Source organism: Arthrobacter zhaoguopingii (assembly GCF_009828595.1).
Classification (GTDB): domain Bacteria; phylum Actinomycetota; class Actinomycetes; order Actinomycetales; family Micrococcaceae; genus Arthrobacter_D; species Arthrobacter_D zhaoguopingii.
This window is the reverse complement of record NZ_WPNY01000003.1, coordinates 174,795-193,970: the sequence shown is the minus strand read 5'-3', so window position 1 is coordinate 193,970 and position 19,176 is coordinate 174,795. Positions and strand designations below refer to the sequence as shown.

General features: G+C 68.0%; 18 protein-coding genes and 1 tRNA gene. 9 read left to right on the top strand and 10 right to left on the bottom strand.

The window, feature by feature from the left end:
* Nucleotides 1-38: 38 nt before the first annotated feature.
* The 3 genes from GVV86_RS05560 to GVV86_RS05550 form a co-directional block, all read right to left on the bottom strand.
* A complete protein-coding gene (locus GVV86_RS05560) occupies nucleotides 39-1,049 on the bottom strand; it encodes an inorganic phosphate transporter (RefSeq protein WP_159617292.1) in 1,011 nt (336 codons plus the stop codon).
* Complete coding sequence (locus GVV86_RS05555; protein ID WP_120165818.1) at nucleotides 1,050-1,667, bottom strand: DUF47 domain-containing protein; 618 nt, start codon at nucleotides 1,665-1,667, stop codon at nucleotides 1,050-1,052.
* Nucleotides 1,668-1,877: 210 nt separating this feature from the next.
* On the bottom strand, nucleotides 1,878-2,525 hold the full coding sequence (locus tag GVV86_RS05550; protein WP_159617291.1) for a hypothetical protein: 648 nt from the start codon (nucleotides 2,523-2,525) through the stop codon (nucleotides 1,878-1,880).
* A 218-nt stretch (nucleotides 2,526-2,743) separates the two neighbouring features.
* On the opposite strand from GVV86_RS05550, the gene GVV86_RS05545 reads away from it, so the two are divergent.
* From GVV86_RS05545 to GVV86_RS05525, 5 genes are all read left to right on the top strand, one after another.
* Nucleotides 2,744-2,816, top strand: a tRNA-Lys gene (locus GVV86_RS05545).
* A 173-nt stretch (nucleotides 2,817-2,989) separates the two neighbouring features.
* Complete coding sequence (locus tag GVV86_RS05540; RefSeq protein ID WP_159801914.1) at nucleotides 2,990-3,658, top strand: hypothetical protein; 669 nt, start codon at nucleotides 2,990-2,992, stop codon at nucleotides 3,656-3,658.
* Between the two features lie 212 nt (nucleotides 3,659-3,870).
* Nucleotides 3,871-5,160 (top strand): endonuclease/exonuclease/phosphatase family protein, encoded by a 1,290-nt coding sequence (locus GVV86_RS05535; protein WP_159617276.1) that lies wholly within the window; start codon nucleotides 3,871-3,873, stop codon nucleotides 5,158-5,160.
* A gap of 378 nt (nucleotides 5,161-5,538) precedes the next feature.
* Nucleotides 5,539-6,261: a hypothetical protein gene (locus GVV86_RS05530; protein ID WP_159801911.1), complete on the top strand. Its 723-nt coding sequence runs from the start codon at nucleotides 5,539-5,541 to the stop codon at nucleotides 6,259-6,261.
* Entirely contained in the window at nucleotides 6,258-6,977 is a 720-nt protein-coding gene (locus tag GVV86_RS05525; protein WP_159801908.1) for a hypothetical protein, read from the top strand. Before GVV86_RS05530 ends, GVV86_RS05525 begins: the two co-directional genes overlap by 4 nt.
* 204 nt (nucleotides 6,978-7,181) lie before the next feature.
* Here the strand turns inward: GVV86_RS05525 and GVV86_RS05520 are convergent, their stop codons facing one another.
* The 5 genes from GVV86_RS05520 to GVV86_RS05500 form a co-directional block, all read right to left on the bottom strand.
* The gene (locus GVV86_RS05520; protein ID WP_120165812.1) at nucleotides 7,182-7,460 is read right to left on the bottom strand and encodes an HPr family phosphocarrier protein; all 279 of its coding nucleotides are present in this window, start codon (nucleotides 7,458-7,460) and stop codon (nucleotides 7,182-7,184) included.
* Nucleotides 7,461-7,617: 157 nt separating this feature from the next.
* Complete coding sequence (locus GVV86_RS05515; RefSeq protein WP_159801905.1) at nucleotides 7,618-9,717, bottom strand: PTS fructose transporter subunit IIABC; 2,100 nt, start codon at nucleotides 9,715-9,717, stop codon at nucleotides 7,618-7,620.
* Complete coding sequence (locus tag GVV86_RS05510) at nucleotides 9,718-10,725, bottom strand: 1-phosphofructokinase family hexose kinase (protein ID WP_159617272.1); 1,008 nt, start codon at nucleotides 10,723-10,725, stop codon at nucleotides 9,718-9,720.
* Entirely contained in the window at nucleotides 10,722-11,489 is a 768-nt protein-coding gene (locus GVV86_RS05505) for a DeoR/GlpR family DNA-binding transcription regulator (protein ID WP_159617271.1), read from the bottom strand. Before GVV86_RS05505 ends, GVV86_RS05510 begins: the two co-directional genes overlap by 4 nt.
* A gap of 227 nt (nucleotides 11,490-11,716) precedes the next feature.
* Nucleotides 11,717-11,968: a DUF6458 family protein gene (locus GVV86_RS05500; protein ID WP_159617270.1), complete on the bottom strand. Its 252-nt coding sequence runs from the start codon at nucleotides 11,966-11,968 to the stop codon at nucleotides 11,717-11,719.
* Between the two features lie 340 nt (nucleotides 11,969-12,308).
* On the opposite strand from GVV86_RS05500, the gene GVV86_RS05495 reads away from it, so the two are divergent.
* Entirely contained in the window at nucleotides 12,309-12,575 is a 267-nt protein-coding gene (locus GVV86_RS05495) for a GlsB/YeaQ/YmgE family stress response membrane protein (RefSeq protein ID WP_159617269.1), read from the top strand.
* 293 nt (nucleotides 12,576-12,868) lie between these two features.
* The gene (locus GVV86_RS05490; RefSeq protein WP_246669885.1) at nucleotides 12,869-13,633 is read left to right on the top strand and encodes a hypothetical protein; all 765 of its coding nucleotides are present in this window, start codon (nucleotides 12,869-12,871) and stop codon (nucleotides 13,631-13,633) included.
* Nucleotides 13,634-13,812: 179 nt separating this feature from the next.
* Here GVV86_RS05490 and GVV86_RS05485 read toward each other — a convergent pair whose 3' ends face one another.
* A complete protein-coding gene (locus tag GVV86_RS05485) occupies nucleotides 13,813-15,018 on the bottom strand; it encodes a DUF445 domain-containing protein (RefSeq protein ID WP_159617290.1) in 1,206 nt (401 codons plus the stop codon).
* A gap of 162 nt (nucleotides 15,019-15,180) precedes the next feature.
* Between GVV86_RS05485 and GVV86_RS05480 the strand changes: the two genes are divergently transcribed.
* Together GVV86_RS05480 and GVV86_RS05475 are read left to right on the top strand one after the other, a co-directional pair.
* Entirely contained in the window at nucleotides 15,181-16,050 is an 870-nt protein-coding gene (locus GVV86_RS05480; RefSeq protein WP_159617267.1) for a glycerophosphodiester phosphodiesterase, read from the top strand.
* Nucleotides 16,051-16,086: 36 nt separating this feature from the next.
* The gene (locus tag GVV86_RS05475; protein WP_159801900.1) at nucleotides 16,087-17,922 is read left to right on the top strand and encodes a glycoside hydrolase family 15 protein; all 1,836 of its coding nucleotides are present in this window, start codon (nucleotides 16,087-16,089) and stop codon (nucleotides 17,920-17,922) included.
* Here the strand turns inward: GVV86_RS05475 and GVV86_RS05470 are convergent.
* Nucleotides 17,900-19,075 (bottom strand): zinc-dependent alcohol dehydrogenase, encoded by a 1,176-nt coding sequence (locus tag GVV86_RS05470; protein ID WP_159801897.1) that lies wholly within the window; start codon nucleotides 19,073-19,075, stop codon nucleotides 17,900-17,902. The two genes, GVV86_RS05475 and GVV86_RS05470, sit on opposite strands and share 23 nt — an antisense overlap.
* Nucleotides 19,076-19,176 lie beyond the last annotated feature (101 nt).

The window sequence follows — 19,176 nt, the reverse complement described above, 5'->3', positions numbered from 1 at the left end:
GGTTAATCAGTGAATGAGCGCCAGGGGCGGGCCGGCGCCTAGAGCAGCGGGCTCAGGGCCAGGAAGAAGATGGCGCCCAGCAGGCCGGCGACGGCGGCCGTGGCAATCCAGACGATGAGGATCCGCACCAGTTCGGTTCCACGCACGGAGGCGAACCGCTGGTTCGCCCCGGCCCCGACGATCGCCGAGGTCATCGTATGGGTGCTCGAGAGCGGTACCTGCAGGGAGATGGCGCCGATGAACAGCATGGCCGTGCTCACGCCCTGGGCGCTCATGCCGCGCAGCGGATCGATCCTCACCAGTCGGTTGGCCAGCGTGTGGGTGATGCGCCAGCCACCGAAGGCCGAGCCGCAGGCCAGCAGCGCCGCGGCGAACAACTGGACCCACAACGGCATCTGCGCGCCGCTTGAGGCTCCGGCGGCGACAAGGGCCAGCAGAATGACGGCCATGGTGCGCTGCCCGTCCTGGAGCCCGTGGCCCAACGCGAAGGCGCCCGCGAGGACCGACTGGGCCATCCGGTTCCCCCGGTTGACCCGGCGGGGCGAGTTATACCGCAGCGCCCAGGTCGCGGCGAACACCAGGGCGTACGCCAGGAGATAGGCCACCACGGGGGAGAGCAGCAGCGGCAGGACGATCTGGAAGAAAAAGACCCGCTCCGAACCCGTTACGGTCGCCCCGTTCATCAGCTGCGACGCGCCGCCGGCTCCGATGATTCCGCCGATCAGCGCATGGGTCGACGACGACGGCTTGCCCCGGTACCAGGTGAAAACGCCCCAGCAGCCGGCTCCGAGCAGTCCCGCCAGCAGGATCCCCAGGCCCGTGGTGCCCGGCGGCAGGCGCAGCCCTGCGTCGGTGAGGAACAGCGCCAGCGACGTGCTCAGCAGTGCGCCAACGAGGCTGAACGCCGCCGCCAGCAGCACCGCGATCGTTGGGGTCAGGGCACGGGTGCGCACCGCCGTCGCGACCGAGTTCGACACATCATGGAAGCCGTTGAGGAACGCAAAGCCGCCGGCGCATCCGATGACGGCCGTCAGCAGGAAGAGCTCCACCTAGGATTCCTTGACCAGGATGCTGCCCACATGGGTGGCGACCTTGCGGATGTCCTTCGTCACCTCGACGAGCTGATTGGCGATGTCGCGGTGACGGGCGTACGCCAGCGGCTTGTGCTCCCCGAGCAGTTCGGCGCACCAGCTGCGGTGGGTGCGTTCGGCCCGGCGGGCAAGGCGCAGGATCTCGATCCAGTACTCCTCGAGTTCGTCCATCGAGTCGAGGCGCTGCATAGCGGTGGCGGTCAGTTCCGCCTGCCGGTTGATGACCTCGAGCTGTTCGGCCGCGCGCTGGCTGAGCCGGCTGAGCTTGTACAGAGCGATCAGCTCCGCGGCGCCGTCGAGCTTCTCGATCGCTTCGTTGAGCAGGCGCGAAAGGGTGTAGAGATCCTCGCGGGGGAGCGGGTTCACGAACGAGGTCCGCATCGAGGTCAGCAGGGCGAAATGCAGGTCGGTCGAGACCGCTTCGTGCTGGTGCATCTCCTCGGCCAGGCGGTCGTACTCCTCGGTTGTAGCACCGAGCACCGCCGACATGGTGCCCACCCCGAGTACGAGCTGCCGAGCCATGCGGGAAAGCAGTTCGAGGCCTGCGTTTTCCTGAGGGAAGAGGCGTAACTTCACTGATGCTTCCCTGTCTCAGGCACGGCGGCAGAACTAACGAATGGGGGGCCCACTGCGTTTGGGCGCGGTAATGGCGTCGAACCGGGAGCGCCTCTCGGCGGAAGGCCGCTCGAAGCGGCTGAGTGTTGAAGCCCGGGGGTTCCACGGTCCGACGCCGGTTTCAGTCTTCTACTCCGGTGCGCCGGTGTCAACATCGTGACCTGCGCCCGCCTAGTCAAGCTCCCCCCGCCGCCAGGCGGCCGCCGCGTGTTCAAGGTCCTCGGCGGTTTTGATCAGCCGGTGCGAGTTCTTCGTCAGTTTCGATGCGTGGGTCTCGTTCGAATGGTGGGCTTGCTCCGCATGGTTTACCTGCCCCAGCGCGACCACCCGGCAGAAGGCGGCGAAGCGTTCGAGGGCGACGTCGAAATCCCCTTCGAAGGCACCGGAGAGGATTTTGTCGGCCATATCGGTCATTTCGGTGGCACCCGGGGGTTCGGCGACGCCGGCGACAACTTTCGAAACCTGGGCCACCTCCTTGCCGGAGGTGAAGTAGGAGGCGATGCGCTCCGGGTCCTTCTGCGTCGCGGCGCGCAGGGCGTAGAGGCGCCACAGGGCCCCGGGCAGTGACCGCGCCGGGCTTTCCGCCCACATCTCCGCGACGGCCTCAAGGCCCTGTTTGTCGGCGAGTTCGACCAGCCGGCGGGTCACTTCGGGATCGTCGGATTCCCGGCCGTGGTGCACCAGCGCATGCGCCGCCATGTGCGCGGCCTCGGAGACCCTGGACGGGTCGATCCCGCCGGCGAAGATCTCGAAATCGACCGGGGCGAAAGGCTTCGGTTTGTGCGGCCGTGGGCTCTTGTTGTTGTAGTCGCCGTCCATGACATGAGGATACTCCTGCTGCGGGAGGCCGTTCGAAGCCGAAGACCAAGCGTTTTGGAAGGATGGACACCGCGGTGGCGTGGGTGAGGGTGGTGCGGGTGAAGGTAGTGCGGTTGAAGAGGGAAGGCCCGCGGCGAGGGTCCGGGTGCAACGCCCCGGGGGTGTTTGGGATAAAGTTAAAAAGTCGCCCGGGCTGGAGAAACCGGTTCGGAGGCGGCGGGCCTTTAGCTCAGCTGGTAGAGCATCGGACTTTTAATCCGTGGGTCGTGGGTTCGAGCCCCACAGGGCCCACTCCCCCGGGAGTGCTGACAACCCCGCCCGGCACCGCGCCGGGCGGGGTTTTCCGCGTCCGGCGCCGGTCCGGATCGGGGGGGGGGATTGACTACGGCGCGTGGTGCGTCTGCAATTGAGGGGTAACCGCCCACCGGGCCGAGGGTCCGCACGGCACCTGCGAAAGTAGTCCGATGCCCGACGCCACCGCACTGATCGTTGCAGCCGCTGCCATCGCGGCGCTGGCCGGCTGTGCCGCCTGGCGCATCGACGCCGCCCTCAAGCGGCGTGCGGACGCCGATACGCTCTTCTGGCTGGCCTTTACGGGGCTTCTGGCCCTGGTTGCTGGATGCCTCGCGGCGGTCCCGGCCGGTGCCGGTGGCGCCGCCGCCGCGGCTGCGGTTCTCTCGACCACCGCGGGGTCCGCCTGGCTCGGGCTGAGGGAGCAGCGGCGGGCCGGGACCCGGAGGACGGCGGCCGCCTCCGGCCGGCTGCGCTCCCTTGAGGCCCGGCACGACGCCGTGTTGCGCCGCTGGGCGGCCTACGAGCTCGACCCGGCACTGGCCCTTGACTACCCGGCAATGAACGACACCCGCGGGCCCGAGTCGCGCCGGGTGCTTGGCGCCATGCGCGAAGCCCTGCTCCAGCGCCGGGCGCTCGGGCCGGAGCCGGCACCGGAGCAGGTGGCCGGAACCGGTTCCCTGATGGCCGACTACGCGGCGTCGGTCCTGGCACTGGAGCGGGCCCTGGGTGCGGCGGAGGCGGCGGCCGGCGTCGAACCGTCACGGCGGCCCGCGCGGCTGCAGGAGGAGCCCCCGCGGCGACGCGTGGGCCCTCCGGGGGCGCCGTCACCTGAGGCGTAACGGCCCGGCACCCGGGCGCGGAGCCCGACACCGCCGGGCGGATTCCCGGCGGGGCCGTCCCCCGGGAGATTCTTCCGGCGCCGTCCCTCGCCCGGAGCTCCGGGTCCCGTTTCCGGAAGCTGCCGTTCGAAATCGTTATCGTCCTGGCGGTGTCACCCGGGCCGGTTCCCGGTAGGGTTTGATACCGGACAGGGATGATACGGAAGGGACTTATGCGCTTTTTGGGACGGTGCTTTCCAGCGCTGACGGCTGCCGCAGTGGTCGCGGCCGGTGGAATCTTCGCCACCGGGTCCGCAGCGGTTCCAGCCTCCGCGGTTCCCGTCTCGGCAGAGCCCGCCGCGCACGTAGCGGTGGCAGAGAAGGCCACCGAGACTTCCCCGGTCCGGGTCGCAACGTACAACGCCAGCCTGAACCGGCAGAACCCCGGGGACCTGGTCCGCGAGCTGTCGGGCACCACGAGCACCCAGGCGCGGGCGGTCGCGGGAATCATTCAGGCCACCGCACCCGACGTGGTGCTCCTCAACGAATTCGATTACGACCCCGATCACCGCGCAGCCGAGCTGTTCCGCACCAACTACCTCGCGGTCGGCACGGGCGGCGCGCGGGGCATCACCTACCCCTACGTCTACACAGCACCGTCCAACACCGGGGTTCCCAGCGGTATGGACCTCAACAATGACGGCGTCATCGGCGGGCCGGACGACGCGTTCGGCTACGGGGCCTTCGAGGGCCAGTACGGCATGGTTCTCTACTCGAAGTATCCGATCGACAGGGCCAACGTCCGCACCTTTCAAAATTTCAAGTGGAGCGACATGCCCGGCGCCCTGCTTCCCACGGACCCGGTGTCGGGTGGAGCGGACTGGTACTCCGCCGACGAACTGGCCCAGGTGCGGCTCTCCAGCAAGTCGCACTGGGATGTTCCGGTGATCATCGGCAGGAAGTCGGTCCACATCCTGGCCAGTCACCCCACGCCTCCGGTCTTCGACGGACGCGAGGACCGCAACGGCAGGCGCAACAACGATGAGATCCGGTTGTGGGCCGACTACATCGAAGGCGGGAAGGCGGCAGCCTACCTCTACGACGACCAGGGCCGGTGGGGCGGGCTCAGCGGGGGCGAGCGGTTCGTCATCCTGGGGGACCAGAACAGCGATCCCCTGGACGGCGACTCGATCGCGGGCTCGATCGACCAGCTCCTGATCCACCGCCTGGTGCATGACCCGCTGCCTTCCTCCGAGGGGGCGGCGGAGGCATCGGCCCTGCAGGGAGGCGCCAACGCGCGCCACCGCGGTCTCGCGGCGCACGACACCGCCGACTTCGAGGACCAGTCCGCAGGGAACCTCCGCGTCGACTACGTGCTGCCCTCGAAGAACCTGCCGGTGCTTCGAAGCGGAGTCTTCTGGCCGCGGGTGGGAACCCCCGGCTCCGACCTGACCGGAATCTTCCCGTTTCCCTCAAGCGACCACCGCCTTGTCTACGCCGACGTAAGGGTTCGGGGCAGCTAGGAATCCGCAGGGTCTTGCTGGGCCGGCCGGGCTAACCTACGCTTGCGTAAGTTACGCTGCCGTAGGTTGTGCGGCGCTTCCCGGAGGAGCCAGGTCCACCATGACATCGAACGACCCCCAGCAGCGGACGAAGCCGGGATTCCGGCCCTCCAAAACCGACTCCGCTGGCCGCTGGCCCTGGCGTCGTTCGGCAAGTCCTGGCACAAGTCCCACCAAGCCGATCCGACCTGTGCGGGGCATGGGGTGGATTAGGGGCAGACCGGCCCGGATTAACGACAAGCTGGCTCCACGTTCTGCGTATGGGGGAATCGCAGAAAGGGGAGCCAGCGGTTTAAGTATACTGCGAACTGATCGTCGAATGTCCAAGGGGGAGGTGGGATGGCAGTCACGGCAAAAGCGTTTCAGCTGTGGCGCCAGGAGATAGCACCCACGGATTCGGTCTCCGACCTCTGCCGCTCGGCAGGCATCAAGCGCTCGACGCTTGCCCAGCAGCTCGTGCGTGGAAAAGTGTCGGTCAGCACCCTGCTCGCGGTCGCGCGCGGCTACAGGCTCGATCCGGTCTGTGCCCTCGCGCAGTTCGAGGGATACACCGACCTCCTCAGGGGGATGCGGGCGCCGACCAGTGCCGAACTCCTCAGCCAAGTCTCCCACCGGGACATCCTCAAGCTCCTTGTGGCCCGCGGCGAGGGGACAGGGAACGGATTGTCGGACCTTGTTCCCTTCCCGCACCGCAACTCGGTGCGCGCCTGGATCGAGGCGATCGACCCCGGTGATCTTAGGCAGCAGCTGTCGGAGCGTTCGGGCATCGCCCGCCAGAACCTCTCCGCGCAGCTCAGTGCGGGGCGCCTCAGCCCGGGGCTTGCCGTCGAGGCGTCCCGGATCGCCGGCGTCTCCCTCACCAGTGGCCTCGTAGTGACGGGCCTGCTCACCTGCGCCGAGGGCGGCTGGCCCGTCACCGGGCGGGCCGATGCGCTCAACGCCCTGTCGGACACCGATCTGGTCCTCCTGGCGCGGGACCGCCTGGATGCCCTCGGCAAGCAGCTTCGGAAAGCGGACGCTGATGAGAACCGTGATCGTGCGATCTGGGAAAACCTGGGATGAGCGGCCACCTGATCCAGTGGGCGGCCCTGCTGCTTTGCGTCCTGGGCGCGCTGCTGCGTCTGCCCGGCGTGCGTCGGGGCAGGGGCCGGATGATCTTCGCCGCCCTCGTCCTGATGGCCATCGCCGTGGCGCTGTCCCTTCCGCCCATCTACCTGCCGGTGGACGGGGCCCTGGGAGGTTGGAATGCGGCGAACCTGGTCATCCGCCTCTCGCTCTACGCCGTCGTCGTCCTGCTGGGACTGCGGATGGCCGCCGCTTTCGACGCGGAGCGGGTCCGGTCCCTGATTGTTGGGCCGGTAGGGATTTCGGTGCTGTTGTTCACTGTGGCCGCCACCCTCGTCCTGTTCGCCCTGAGCGACCTTTCCGAGTCCTCAACCGGCCTCGCCCGATACCACGGCCAGCAAACCGTCGAGCGGTATGCCGACATTGGCAGGCTCTACCCGGGGTATGTTTCCGCCTGCCTGGTGGTACCGGCGGCCGCCGGGGCACTGCGCCCCGGCTCCCGGCCGGCCCACCGCCTCGCCTGCTCACTACTCGCGGCCGGGTTCTTCCTGGTGGCAGGTTTTGCTGTCCTCGAGCTTTTCCAGGGCCTCGACCTCGGGGTCTTCGAGGTGGTCCTGCCCTTCGGGGCGATCCTGCTCGTCGTGTCCGGGCTGACCCTGATCTGGTTCAGCCGGAGCCGCGGCAGGCCTCGACAGCGCAATCCGCTTGCCTAGCGCAGTTCCCGGAGGGGATTGAAGCACAATCGTTGCCGAAGAGTGTTCACAGTTTCATGTTCATAGGAAATAATAATGAATATGTAACTGCCGCTGACAGTGGGGGGTCAGCGGATCGTTATGAGAACACCTGGGTGCGTCCATCAGAACGGGTGGACGCACCCAGGTGTGCAGCCGGCCCGCCGGCGCGGGCGGAGCCGTCAGCTATTCGGCGTCGTGGTCGGTCTCGATGATCTTGGCCAGGGATTCAAGGGCCTCCTCCGCCCCTTCACCTTCGGCGCGCAGGACGACAACGTCACCGTGGGTAGCCCCAAGGCTCATCAGTGACAGGATGCTCGAGGCGTCCATCGCCTCATCGACGGGATCACCGTCCATCGCAATTGTCACCTCAACGGGAACCTCACCCGCGGCCTCGGCGAAGATGGACGCGGGGCGGGCGTGGAGCCCTACGCGGCTGGCTACAGTGGCTTTGCGTTCTGGCATTGTCTTTCCTTCGGTTCGGCGGGTAGGTCTGTTCGTCGATTCTGCTGGTCTTTCATCATCTGCTCTTCGGGGGCAGGTATCCACCCCAGAACCGGCGAAACCGGCTCCAGGGAGAATAACTTGTTCCCGTGCTGCGGCCGGGAGCGGCCCGGGCGGATCAGGCGGCGACCGGTTCGGCGACGGCGCCGCTGCGGTCCAGCTTGCGGTCACGGAGCCGCTTGAGGGCGACCACGATGACGGCCGAGACGACCATCCCGACGAGAATCGACAGGATGAACCATTGCAGCCCGCCGATGGCGAAGAAGACGAAGAATCCGCCGTGCGGCGCCTGGGACGTGACCCCGAGGCCCATTACCATGGCGCCGGTCACCGCGGCGCCGACCATGGAGGCGGGGATCACACGCAGCGGGTCGGCCGCGGCGAACGGGATGGCACCTTCGGAGATGAAGGACGCCCCGAGCAGCCAGGCGGCCTTGCCGTTCTCCCGCTCCGCCAGGGAGAACCTGCGGCGGTCGATCACGGTTGCGAGCGCCATAGCCAGCGGCGGCACCATGCCCGCTGCCATGACGGCTGCCATGATCTGCAGCGGAGCCTGGTTCGCGGTGGTGGCGGCACCCAGGCCGGCGACGGCGAAGGAGTAGGCAACCTTGTTGACGGGCCCGCCGAGGTCGATGGCCATCATGAGGCCGAGGATGATTCCGAGTACCACGGCCGCCGATCCGGTCAGCCCGGACAGCCAGTCGTTCAACGCGGTGGTCAGTCCGGCGATCGGTCCGCCGAGGATGAGGAACATGGCACCCGAGGCGATCAGGGACGCGACCAGCGGAATGATGACCACCGGCATGAGGCTGCGCAGCCACCGGGGGACGCTCAGCCGGCCGATCATCATTGCGACATAGCCGGCGAGCAGGCCGCCGACGATGCCGCCGAGGAAGCCGGCGCCCATGAATCCCGCGACCGCACCGGCGACGAAGCCCGGGGCGATGCCCGGGCGGTCTGCGAGGGCGTAGGCGATGTAGCCGGCCAGCGCCGGAATCAGGAAGCCCAGCGACAGCTGGCCGATCTTGAACGCCACGGCCCCGAGGTAGGTGGCAAGGCCACCCTCCGGCAGGTTGCCGAAGCTGTTCTCGAGCACGACCGTGTCCGCGACGTCGGTGATGTCGTAGCCGCCGATCAGGAAGCCGAGGGCGATCAGCAGACCACCGCCGGCGACGAAGGGGATCATGTAGCTGACGCCGGTGAGCAGCGCCCGCTTCAGCGTTCCGCCAATGCCTTCCCTGCTGGTGTCCGCGTCGGCGTCGTTTCCTCCGGCGTCGCCGGCGACCCGGCGGGCCGAAGGGTTCCGGGCCGCTGCGACGGCCTCCTCGACCATCTCGCCGGGCTCGTCGATGCCACGCTTGACCGGGGCGCTGATGACCGGAAGGCCGGCGAAGCGATGCTTGTCCCGGACGTCGACGTCGACGGCGAAGATGACGGCGTCCGCCGCCGCGATCACCGCCGGGTCAAGCGGCGTCGCCCCGGAGGAGCCCTGGGTTTCAACCTGCAGGTCGATGCCGCGTTCCTTGGCGGCGGCGACGAGGGAGTCGGCCGCCATGTAGGTGTGGGCGATGCCCGTCGGGCAGGCGGTGACTGCGACCAGGCGGCGCACCTCGCCATCCTCCTTGGCGGCTGCTGGGGGTTCACCGGCAGGCGACTGTTCGGCGCCGCCAGGAGCAGCGAAGCCGGCGGCGTGGGCGCCGGACCCTGTTCCGGTACCCGCGGCCGCGCCGGCTGCGGCACTCACGGGTGCTGCAGCCGGAGCCTTCCCCGTGCCCAGTGCGCCCTCCACGAGGTCGACCACATCCTGTTCGGAGCCGGCGTTCCTCAGGGCTGCGGTGAAGTCCTTCTTGATGAGGGACCGCGCGAGCTTCGACAGCAGCTTCAGGTGCTCCTGATCGGCGCCGTCGGGGGCGGCGATGAAGAACACGAGGTCCGCCGGTCCGTCCTTCGCGCCGAAATCGACGGGCGGAGCCAGGCGGGCCATGGCGAGCGTGGGCTCGAGGACCGATCCGGAGCGGCAGTGGGGGATCGCAATGCCGCCGGGAATCCCGGTCGCGGTCTTTTCCTCACGGGCTAGGGCGTCGGCGTAGAGGCCGTCAGCGCCGGAGGCCCGGCCCTGTGCGGTGACCTGTTCTGCCAGGTACCGGATGACCGCCGAGCGGTCAGCCCCGAGGTTTGAATCGAGAGTGACGAGGCTCGGCGTGATGAGATCGGACATTCAGTTTTCCTCCTTTGGAGACGATGCTGCCTGGTGCGCGGGTGCGCCGGAGTTGAGAGCTGGGGCGAAGGCGGTCAGGGTGACGGCCTCCGGGGTGGTCTGGTTGAGGGCCGGAACTTCGGAGCCCGGCAGTGATGCGGCGGCGGACCCGTGGGCAACGGCCTGGCGGAGGCAGCCTTCGGGGCTTTCTCCGGCGGCGGCGGCGAGCAGGTAGCCGGCCAGTGCCGAATCTCCGGCACCGACGGTTGAGCGCGCCGAGACGGGGCTGTGGCGGGCGTGCCAGGCGCCCGAGGCCGTGACGAGCAGTGCACCGCGGGAGCCCAGCGTTGCGAGCACCGCACCCACCCCACCGCCGACCAGGGCGGTGCAGGCCTGCAGGGCGAGCTCGAGATCCGTTTCAAGGTCAGTGCCCTCCCCGATGCCGGTCAGCTCCGAGAGCTCCTCGGCGTTTGGTTTGAGCAGGTCCGGAGCTCCAGCCGCGGCGGAGGCGAGGGCGCTGCCCGATGAATCGACGGCGATCCGGGGAGCGTCCGCGCCGTACCGGCTCCGCACCGCAGCGGTGGCGGAGGCATAGAAATCGGCAGGCACGCCCGGCGGCAGTGACCCGGCCAGCACGAGCCAGGAGGCGCCGGCGCTGGCCGTCACCACAAGGTCGAGCAGGGCCGCAGTGTGCTCCGGGCTCAGTGTCGGTCCCGGCTCGTTGACCTTGGTGGTGGTGCCGTCCGGCTCGGTCAGGGCGGTGTTGGTCCGCAGTGCCGCACCGATGGGCAGGTTCCGGTAGGGGACGGCCGCCGCGGCCAGCCCGGCGAGCACGGGATCGCCCTCGTCGCCGGGGAGCAGCGCCAGGGAGGGAACCCCCGATTTCGTGAGCGCGCGGCTCACGTTGACGCCCTTGCCTCCTGCTTCCTGGTGGGCGCTGACTGCGCGGTGGACCTCGCCGCGGGTCAGGGCAAGCGGAAGCTCGACGGTGCGGTCGATGCTGGGATTGGCGGTCAGGGTGATGATCATGCGCTCACCACCTCGACCTGCGCGCGTGCGAGGGCGGCGGCCAGGGCGCCCCCGGGTGTTGAGTCAGTGATGACAGCATCGATCTCCTCCAGGGCAGCGAAGCTGACGAGGGATTCCTCGCCGAACTTTGACGAATCGGCGAGCAGGACCACCCTGCGGGCCGAGCGGACGATGGCGGTTTTGACGGCGGCCTCGTCGGTGTCAGGGGTGCTGAGGCCGAAGTGCTCCGCCACGCCGTTGGCTCCGATGAAGGCAACGTCGGCACGCAGCCGGGAGAATGCGGCAACGGCGCTGCTGCCCACCCCGGCGCTGGTGAGCGCCCGGACCCGGCCGCCGATCAGTTCGAGGTGGACGGAGGAGCCGCTGATGAGGTGGGCGATCGGAACCGAGTGGGTGATGACGGTGAGGTCGGTACGCGACTCGGTGGCGAGCAGGGCGGCCAGTGCCCCCGTCGTGGTGCCGGCGTCAAGGATCACCGATCCGGTCGAGGGAACCATATCCAAGGCGGCCTTGGCGATCCGCTGCTTCTCTGCGCGGTACTGGGACTGACGGCTCTCAATACTTGATTCCCGGGTGCTGGCGGAGTCCCGAGCGACGGCGCCGCCGTGCACCCGGCGCAGGACGCCGTCCTTCTCCAGCAGCGCCAGGTCGCGCCTCACGGTTTCGGCGGTGATGCTGAACCGCTCGGAGAGGTCGGTGACACTCACGCGGCCTTCGGTGCGTACGAGGGTGCTGATCTGGCGGTGACGTTCTTCAGCGAACATGGCGACTCCGTTGTCCAGCCGATCGGGGGGAGCAACCGGGGTCCCCACCGCCGGTCTGTGTTTATGTGAGTTTATCTTCACCTTTGCCCGAAGAGCAAGGGTTTTTCCGGAACCCCCACAAATTCACAGGTGGAGGACATGCGACGGGCCGGGGCGTATGTGCCCCGGCCCGTCGTTCTATCGAGAATTGTCCTGTGGAGGTTCAGAAGCAGTTCGATCCCTGGGTGCTACAGGCCGTCCCGGGTTTCGTTGCGGGTGACGGTCTCGCCCGTGCCCGGGTCATGCAGCGAGCGGGACTCCGAGACCCGCCGCTGGCTGCGCGGCGCGTTGAGGAAGAGCGAGATGATCAGGCCGAGGAGTCCGACGCCCATGAGGATGTACCCGACGAGCCGGAGGTCGATGAAGCTCACGATGTCGGCGACGGCAAAAGCAAGAATTGCCCCGATCGCGATCAAAGCTATTGAGGATCCGATTCTCATGGCCATTACTCCTTGATTGGAATTGCGCGATGAACTGCCCCGATTTCCCGGGGCGGCTCCGAAGGATGCCAAATCGCCGCTTGACGACGAGGTGGTGCTCAGCATACTTCGCATCCGGGCATTTCCCGCGGCATTTGGGCCGGGGCGCCCCGCCACGCCCTGCGCCGGTGAATCCGTTGCGGGAGCGCGGCGGGAGAGAATAGTCTGACTTTGCTGATGGTAGGATTGAACGGTAAGCATGCTGATGAAGTAGAGTGTTTAAAAGTTGCACTCCGGTGCATCGGATTTATCAGTTGAGTTATTCGCTTCGGCGGATGGCCATCACTCAAAGGAGCATCTCATGGGTATTCTAGGTTTTCTTCTTCTCGGCCTGATCGCCGGCGCAATCGCCAAGCTGATCCTGCCGGGGCGTCAGGGCGGCGGCTGGGTCATCACCCTCGTCCTCGGAGTTGTCGGTGCGATCCTTGGCGGCCTTATCGGCAGCGCGCTCTTCGGAACGGGCATTGACGGCTTCTTCGACCTCTCCAGCTGGCTGCTCGCCATCGGCGGCGCGCTCATCGTGCTGCTCATCTACGGCGCCGTGACGAAGAACCGCTCACGCGCATAACCCGGATGCACCCACTGGGTGCCGGCTGAACCTGGGGGAACAGCTGAAGTGGAGGCGCCGCCGGTTACCCGGCGGCGCCTTTTCCGTGTCCGGCCGCCGTCGGGCAGGGGGCGTGAGGCCGTTTTCGTCGGGCGTCTTTCCTCCGGTGCGGCCCCAGGCCGGGCCATGATTTTCCCGCACCGCCGTCAACGGTCCGGTCCTAGACTGAATGCACGCCATCCCCACCGGATGGCCGGTTGTGAAAGGAACTCCAGCGAGTGAATCCACCGAACATCGGCCGGTCGAATCCAGCCGTGAAAGCCGCAAGCAGCGCCCTCTTCGATAAGGACGGTAACCCCAAGCCCGGGATCTACCGCGGCATCGAACGGGCGATCGACGTCCAGCGCCCGTTGGTCCTGGCCAACCTGCGGCGCGTGCGCCGCCGCTACCCGGCGGCTCCACCCGCCGAACTCGCCGAACTCCTCGAACGCGACTATCTGCGGGCCATCACGGTCGCCGGTGCCGCGGTGGGCGCGACGGCGGCGGTGCCGGCCGTCGGCACCATCGCCTCCCTGGGCCTGTCGGCCGCCGCCACAGTGGGGTTCCTTGAGGCAACCGCGCTCTACGCCCAGTCGATCGCGGAACTGCACGGCATCCACACCGACGATCCGGAGCGGTCGCGCACCATGGTGATGGCCATCCTGATGGGTGAGGAGGGGATGGCACTTATCCAGTCAGGGCTGGGCGGTTCATCGGTGTCCTCCGGGCAGCAGCCCTGGGGGAACGCCGTGGGCAGCGCCGCGCCGGCCTCCCTCGTCCGCGCCCTGAGCGCGAGCATCCGACGCCGGTTTATCCGCCGGATGCTCGCCCGGCAGGGTGGGGCCCTCCTCGGCCGCGCGCTCCCCTTCGGTGTTGGCGCCGCGATCGGTGGGGCGGGGAACCATGCGATGGGCAAGGCAGTCATCAACGCCACCCGGACCGCGTTCGGGCCGCCGCCGCTGGTGGTTCCGGGCGACCTTGCGAACACCCTGGATGCCGCGCCGGAGAAACCCTCGACCGGGTCCGGGTCCGGGTCCTAAGGACGCTCGCCGGCCGTCGCCTGCTCCAGGGATAGAGGAGCGGGCGCTGGCCGGCAGTGGGGGTCCGGCAGTGGCGGGTCCGACAGGGGCGGATCCGGGTCGTGAGCGGGCCGGCCGCGTGCCGCCGGGAACCGCCCGCCCGGACCGTCGGCCGCCGACATCGTCAGTGGCCGGGATCGTCAGCCGAAGACCGCGTGGGCGACCGAGAAGATGGCGAGTCCCGCCAGGGAGCCAACAACGGTGCCGTTGATGCGGATGAACTGGAGATCCTTGCCGACCTGAAGCTCAATTTTCCGTGAGGTTTCCTCGGCATCCCAGCGCCCCACCGTCTCGGAGATCACGCCTGCAATTTCGCTGCGGTAGGTGCGCACTGCGTAGGCTGCACCGTCGGAGATCCACCGGTTCACCTTCGCCGCCAGTTCCGGGTCGCTGGCGAGCCGGCCGCCGAAGTCTCGCACCGCGGCCTTGAAGTTCTGCGTCAGTTCGCTCTGCGGATCGCTGACCGCCTCCAGCAGGGCACTCTTGATGGTGGCCCAGGTGCGGGCGGTCAGGTCGCGCACGCGGGGGTCGTCAAGGAGCTGGCCCTTGATCTCCTCGGCCTTGGCGATTGTCTCGGGGCTGTACTGCAGGTCCTGGGCGAGGTCTTTGAGGTATTTGTCGAGGGCGATGCGGACATCGTGGTGCTGGTCGTCCTGGACCGCGCGGATGAACTTCGACAGCTCGGCATAGACGCGGTCTCCCACCACGCCGTCGACGAGGCGCGGCACCCAGGTGGGCGAGCGCTGGGCCACGACCCGGGTCACGACGGCGTAGTTGGCATCCACCCAGTCGGCAGCCCGGTCCACCAGCAGGTCAACGAGGCGGTGGTGGTGTCCCTCCCGGAACAGCCGCTCTGCGATTCTTCCAACCGGCGGGCCCCACGGCGGAGCCAGCACGTGCTTGCGCACCATTGACTCGATGACGCCCTGGACCGCTTCGTCGTTGAGGACGGTGAACGCGCCGCGGATCAGTGCCGCACCTTCGACGGCGACGCGGTCGGCGCTCTCGGGGCGGGCAAGCCAGTTGCCGGCCTTCTCCGCAATCCGGGCGGAGTCGAGTTTCGCCCGCACCACGGCCTCGGAAAGAAAATTTTCCTCGACGAACTGCCCGAGGGATTCGCCGATCTGGTCCTTTTTCCGCGGAATGATCGCCGTATGGGGAATCTTCAGCCCCATCGGGTGCTTGAAGAGCGCCGTGACTGCGAACCAGTCCGCAAGGGCGCCGACCATGCCGCCTTCGGCAGCCGCGCGCACATATTGAAGCCACGGATAGCGATCCTGGAGCGCAAACGCGACAACGAAGATCACGGCGAGCACCCCGAGCAGGGCGGTGGCCAGGACCTTCATTCGGCGCAGCGCTGCGGCTCGTTCCTCATCGGTGCCCGGCGTTACATTCACCAGCCCAGTCTATCGAGCGCGGCCGCCCGGTGTCCCTGCCGGCGTGTCCATCGCGTACCGTAATCGGGGGAAGGTTCGGCTTCCGGGAAATAACCGAGAGTAGGGTCCAGCATGAGTCCACAGATCTTCGCCCACCGGGGTGCGAGCGGCATCTACGCCGAGCACACCCGTGCCGCCTACCTCCAGGCCCTCGCCGACGGCGCCGACGGCGTCGAGTGCGACGTGCATCTGACCCGCGACGAGCAGCTCGTCTGCATCCACGATCCGACACTCGAGCGGACCTCGAACGGCTCGGGCAACGTCGCCGACTACACCCTGGCCCAGCTTCGGGAGCTCGACTTCTCCTCGTGGAAGGGGGCTCGGGTTCCGGCCGAGTTGGGGGGGCCCCGGAACCAGCTGCTGACCCTGGCCGACCTCCTGCGGCTGCTGCGGTCCGCCGGGCGGAGCATCGCCCTGGCCATCGAGCTCAAGCACCCGAGCCCCTTCGGCCTGCACCTCGAAGCCGAGCTTGTCGCGTTCCTCCTCGACGAGGGATGGGATCCGGAGAGTTCAACCCTCGGCAACCTCACCATCAGCTTTATGAGCTTCAACCCCGACTCGATGCACCAGCTCGGAGAGATCGCCCCGGCGCACGCCCTGTGCCAGCTGGTGGCCGATGTGGAGCCCGAGGAGGTGCGGGAGGCGCTGAGTTTCGGCTCGATCACCTCAGGCGCCGTGATCAACCTGATGCGGCGTGCCATCGACGAGGGCGAGGCGCTGATCGACGCCCACACCGTCGGGATAGCAGGGCCGGGCGTGGCCTATGTGAGGGCGCACCAGGACATCGTGCGCCGGTGGGTGTCGGAGGGCGTCCGGGTGCGGGTGTGGACGGTCAATACGCAGGAGGACGCCGAGCTGGTGGCGGGGCTGGGGGTTCAGGAAGTCACCACCGACTATCCAGCGGAAATGCGCTCGTTCTTTGCAATTTCCTCCGGTGGATAGGACTCCCACCCCTCCGCTTTGTGGTTGAGTTAATGCATGCACTCGCCTATTGAGGACTACGCACTGGTATCGGACCTTCACACCGGCGCGTTGATATCGCGCCGGGGCAGCGTCGACTGGCTGTGCTTTCCCCGCTTCGATTCCCCGTCCGTCTTCACCAAGCTGCTGGGCACCGAAGACCACGGCCGCTGGCTGCTGGCCCCCGTCGAGGAGGAGGCGGAGGTGATCGGGCGTGCGTACATCGATTCCACCTTCGTGCTGCAGACGCGTTGGCGGACCAGCACCGGGGAGGTCCTGGTCACTGACTTCATGCCGGTGGAGGACCGCCGCGCGTCCCTGGTGCGGCGGGTCGAGGGAATCAGCGGGAGCGTCACGATGCGCGAGGAGCTTCAGCTGCGTTTCGAGTACGGCGACGTGGTGCCGTGGGTGCGCAAGGCCCACGACGACGACGGCCCCATGCTGCTGGCGATCGCCGGCCCCAACGCCCTGATGCACCGGGGGAACCCCCTCAGGCCCAAGGGTCACCGCCACGAGGGGACGCTGACGGTCACGGCGGGCCAGCGCCTGGACATCGAGCTGGCGTGGTTCCCTTCGCACCGCACCGCACCCCGCAGCCAGGAGGCCGCGCCCTGCCTTGAGAGCACCATCGCCTACTGGCAGGCCTGGGCGTCGAACTACGAGCCGCAGGGCGAGTACGACGACATGGTCAAGCGGTCGCTGCTGGTGCTCCGGGCCCTGACCCATGAGGACACCGGCGGGATCGTCGCGGCGCCGACCACCTCGCTGCCCGAGCACTTCGGCGGCGCACGCAACTGGGACTACCGCTTCTGCTGGCTCCGGGATGCGGCCCTGACCCTTGAGGCGATGATGACCCACGGCTATCAGGAGGAAGCGCTCGAGTGGCGGAACTGGCTCCTCCGCGCTGTGGCCGGGGATCCCGAGGACCTCCAGATCATGTACGGTCTGGCCGGGGAGCGGAGGCTTCCCGAGACCATCCTTTCCCACCTGCCCGGGTACCGGGACTCCCTGCCGGTGCGCATCGGCAACGGCGCGGTCAACCAGTACCAGGCCGACGTCGTCGGCGAGGTGATCGTGGCCCTCGAGAAGCTCCGCTGCTACGGCGTGACCGAGGACCACTTTTCCTGGCCGCTGCAGCGCGCACTTCTCGGTTTCGCCGAGAACCACCTCCACGACAAGGACCACGGCATCTGGGAGATGCGCGGGGACCTCAAGCACTTCACCCACTCCCGGGTGATGATGTGGGCGGCGTTCGACTGCGCCGTGCGTGCCGTTGAGGACCACGGGCTTGACGGCCCGCTTGAGCAGTGGGTTGCCCTGCGCGACGAGCTGCACGCCGAGGTGATGGAGCGCGGCTTCAACGAGGAACTCAACTCGTTCACGCAGGCCTACGGCGAGGAGCAGCTCGACGCGTCGCTGCTCCAGCTGCCGCAGGTGGGCTTCCTCGCCTATGACGACCCGAAGATGCTCGGGACGGTGGCGGCGCTTGAGAAGAACCTTCTCACCGATGAGGGGCTGCTGCTGCGCTACCGCACCGACGAGTCCGACGACGGGCTTGAGCCCGGCGAGCACCCCTTCCTTGCCTGCTCCTTCTGGCTGGTTGAGCAGTACGCCCGCAGCGGGCGCGAGGAGGAGGCGCGGGCCCTTATGGACCGGCTGATCGGTTTCGCCAACGAACTGGGGCTGCTCTCGGAGGAGTACGACGCCGAGGCCCGCACCATGGTCGGAAACTACCCGCAGGCGTTCTCCCATCTGACACTGGTGCGGGCCGCCGACGCGATCCACTACGCCGCCGCCCTGCAGCCGTCCTCCCTGGCCGGCGCCCTCGGGGTTACGGCTTTAGAACAACCTTGATGCACCCGTCCTGCTTTTTTTGGAAGTTGAGGTAGGCCTCCGGGGCCTCGTCGATCGACACCTCGTGGGTCATCAGGTCGGTGACACCCAGGGGGTCGGCGGGGTCCTCGACGAGGGGGAGCAGGTCCTCGGTCCAGCGGCGGACATTGCACTGGCCCATCCGGAGCTGGAGCTGCTTGTCGAACATGGTGAACAGCGGCATCGGGTTCGCGTTGCCGCCGTACACTCCGCTGAGGGAGACGGTTCCGCCCCGGCGAACCGAATCGATGGCCGAGTGCAGGACGCTCAGGCGGTCCACCCCCGCCGTTTCGACGGCCTTGCGGGCCAGGGCGTCCGGCAGCAGGCCGACGGCGTTTTGGGCGAACGCACCGGCGGGGGAGCCGTGAGCCTCCATCCCGACGGCGTCGACCACCGAGTCGGGCCCGCGCCCTCCGGTCATGCTGCGCAGTTCCTCGCCCAGGTTCTTTGAGAAGTCGAGGGTCTCGATGCCGTGGCGCTGGGCCATCGCCCGGCGTTCGGCGACCGGTTCGATCCCGATCACGCGGTACCCGAGGTGCCTGCCGATGCGCGCGGCGAACTGGCCCACCGGGCCGAGCCCGTACACAGCGAGGGTTCCGCCCTCGGGAACATCGGCGTACTTCACCCCCTGCCACGCCGTGGGGAGGATGTCGGAGAGGTAGAGGTAGCGCTCGTCGGGAAGCTCGGATCCCACCTTAATGGGTCCGTAGTTGGCGTGCGGAACCCTCAGGAACTGGGCCTGGCCGCCCGGCACCGAGCCGTACAGGGAGGAAAAGCCGAAGAGGCTCGCCCCGGTGCCCTTCTCGCGGACCTGGGTGGTCTCGCACTGGGACTGCAGCCCGCTGCGGCACATCGCGCAGTGGCCGCAGGAGATGTTGAAGGGAATGACGACGCGGTCCCCGGGCGCCAGGTTCGTGACCTCGCTGCCGACCTCCTCGACGATGCCCATCGGCTCGTGGCCCAGGATGTCCCCCCGGGACAGGTACGGGCCGAGGACCTCATAGTGGTGGAGGTCGGAGCCGCAGATGGCGGTGGAGGTGATCCTCACGATCGCATCCGTCGGCTCCTGAAGGATCGGGTCCGGGACTTCCTCAACGCTGATCTTCCGCCGGCCCTGCCAGGTCACTGCTTTCACGGCTGCCTCCAAAGGTAGTAAGGGTGCTGTCTTTTCCTACTATTCACCGGACCGGCCGGAAAGCAAAGCCCGGGTGGGAGAAGGCGGGCCGCACCTACTAC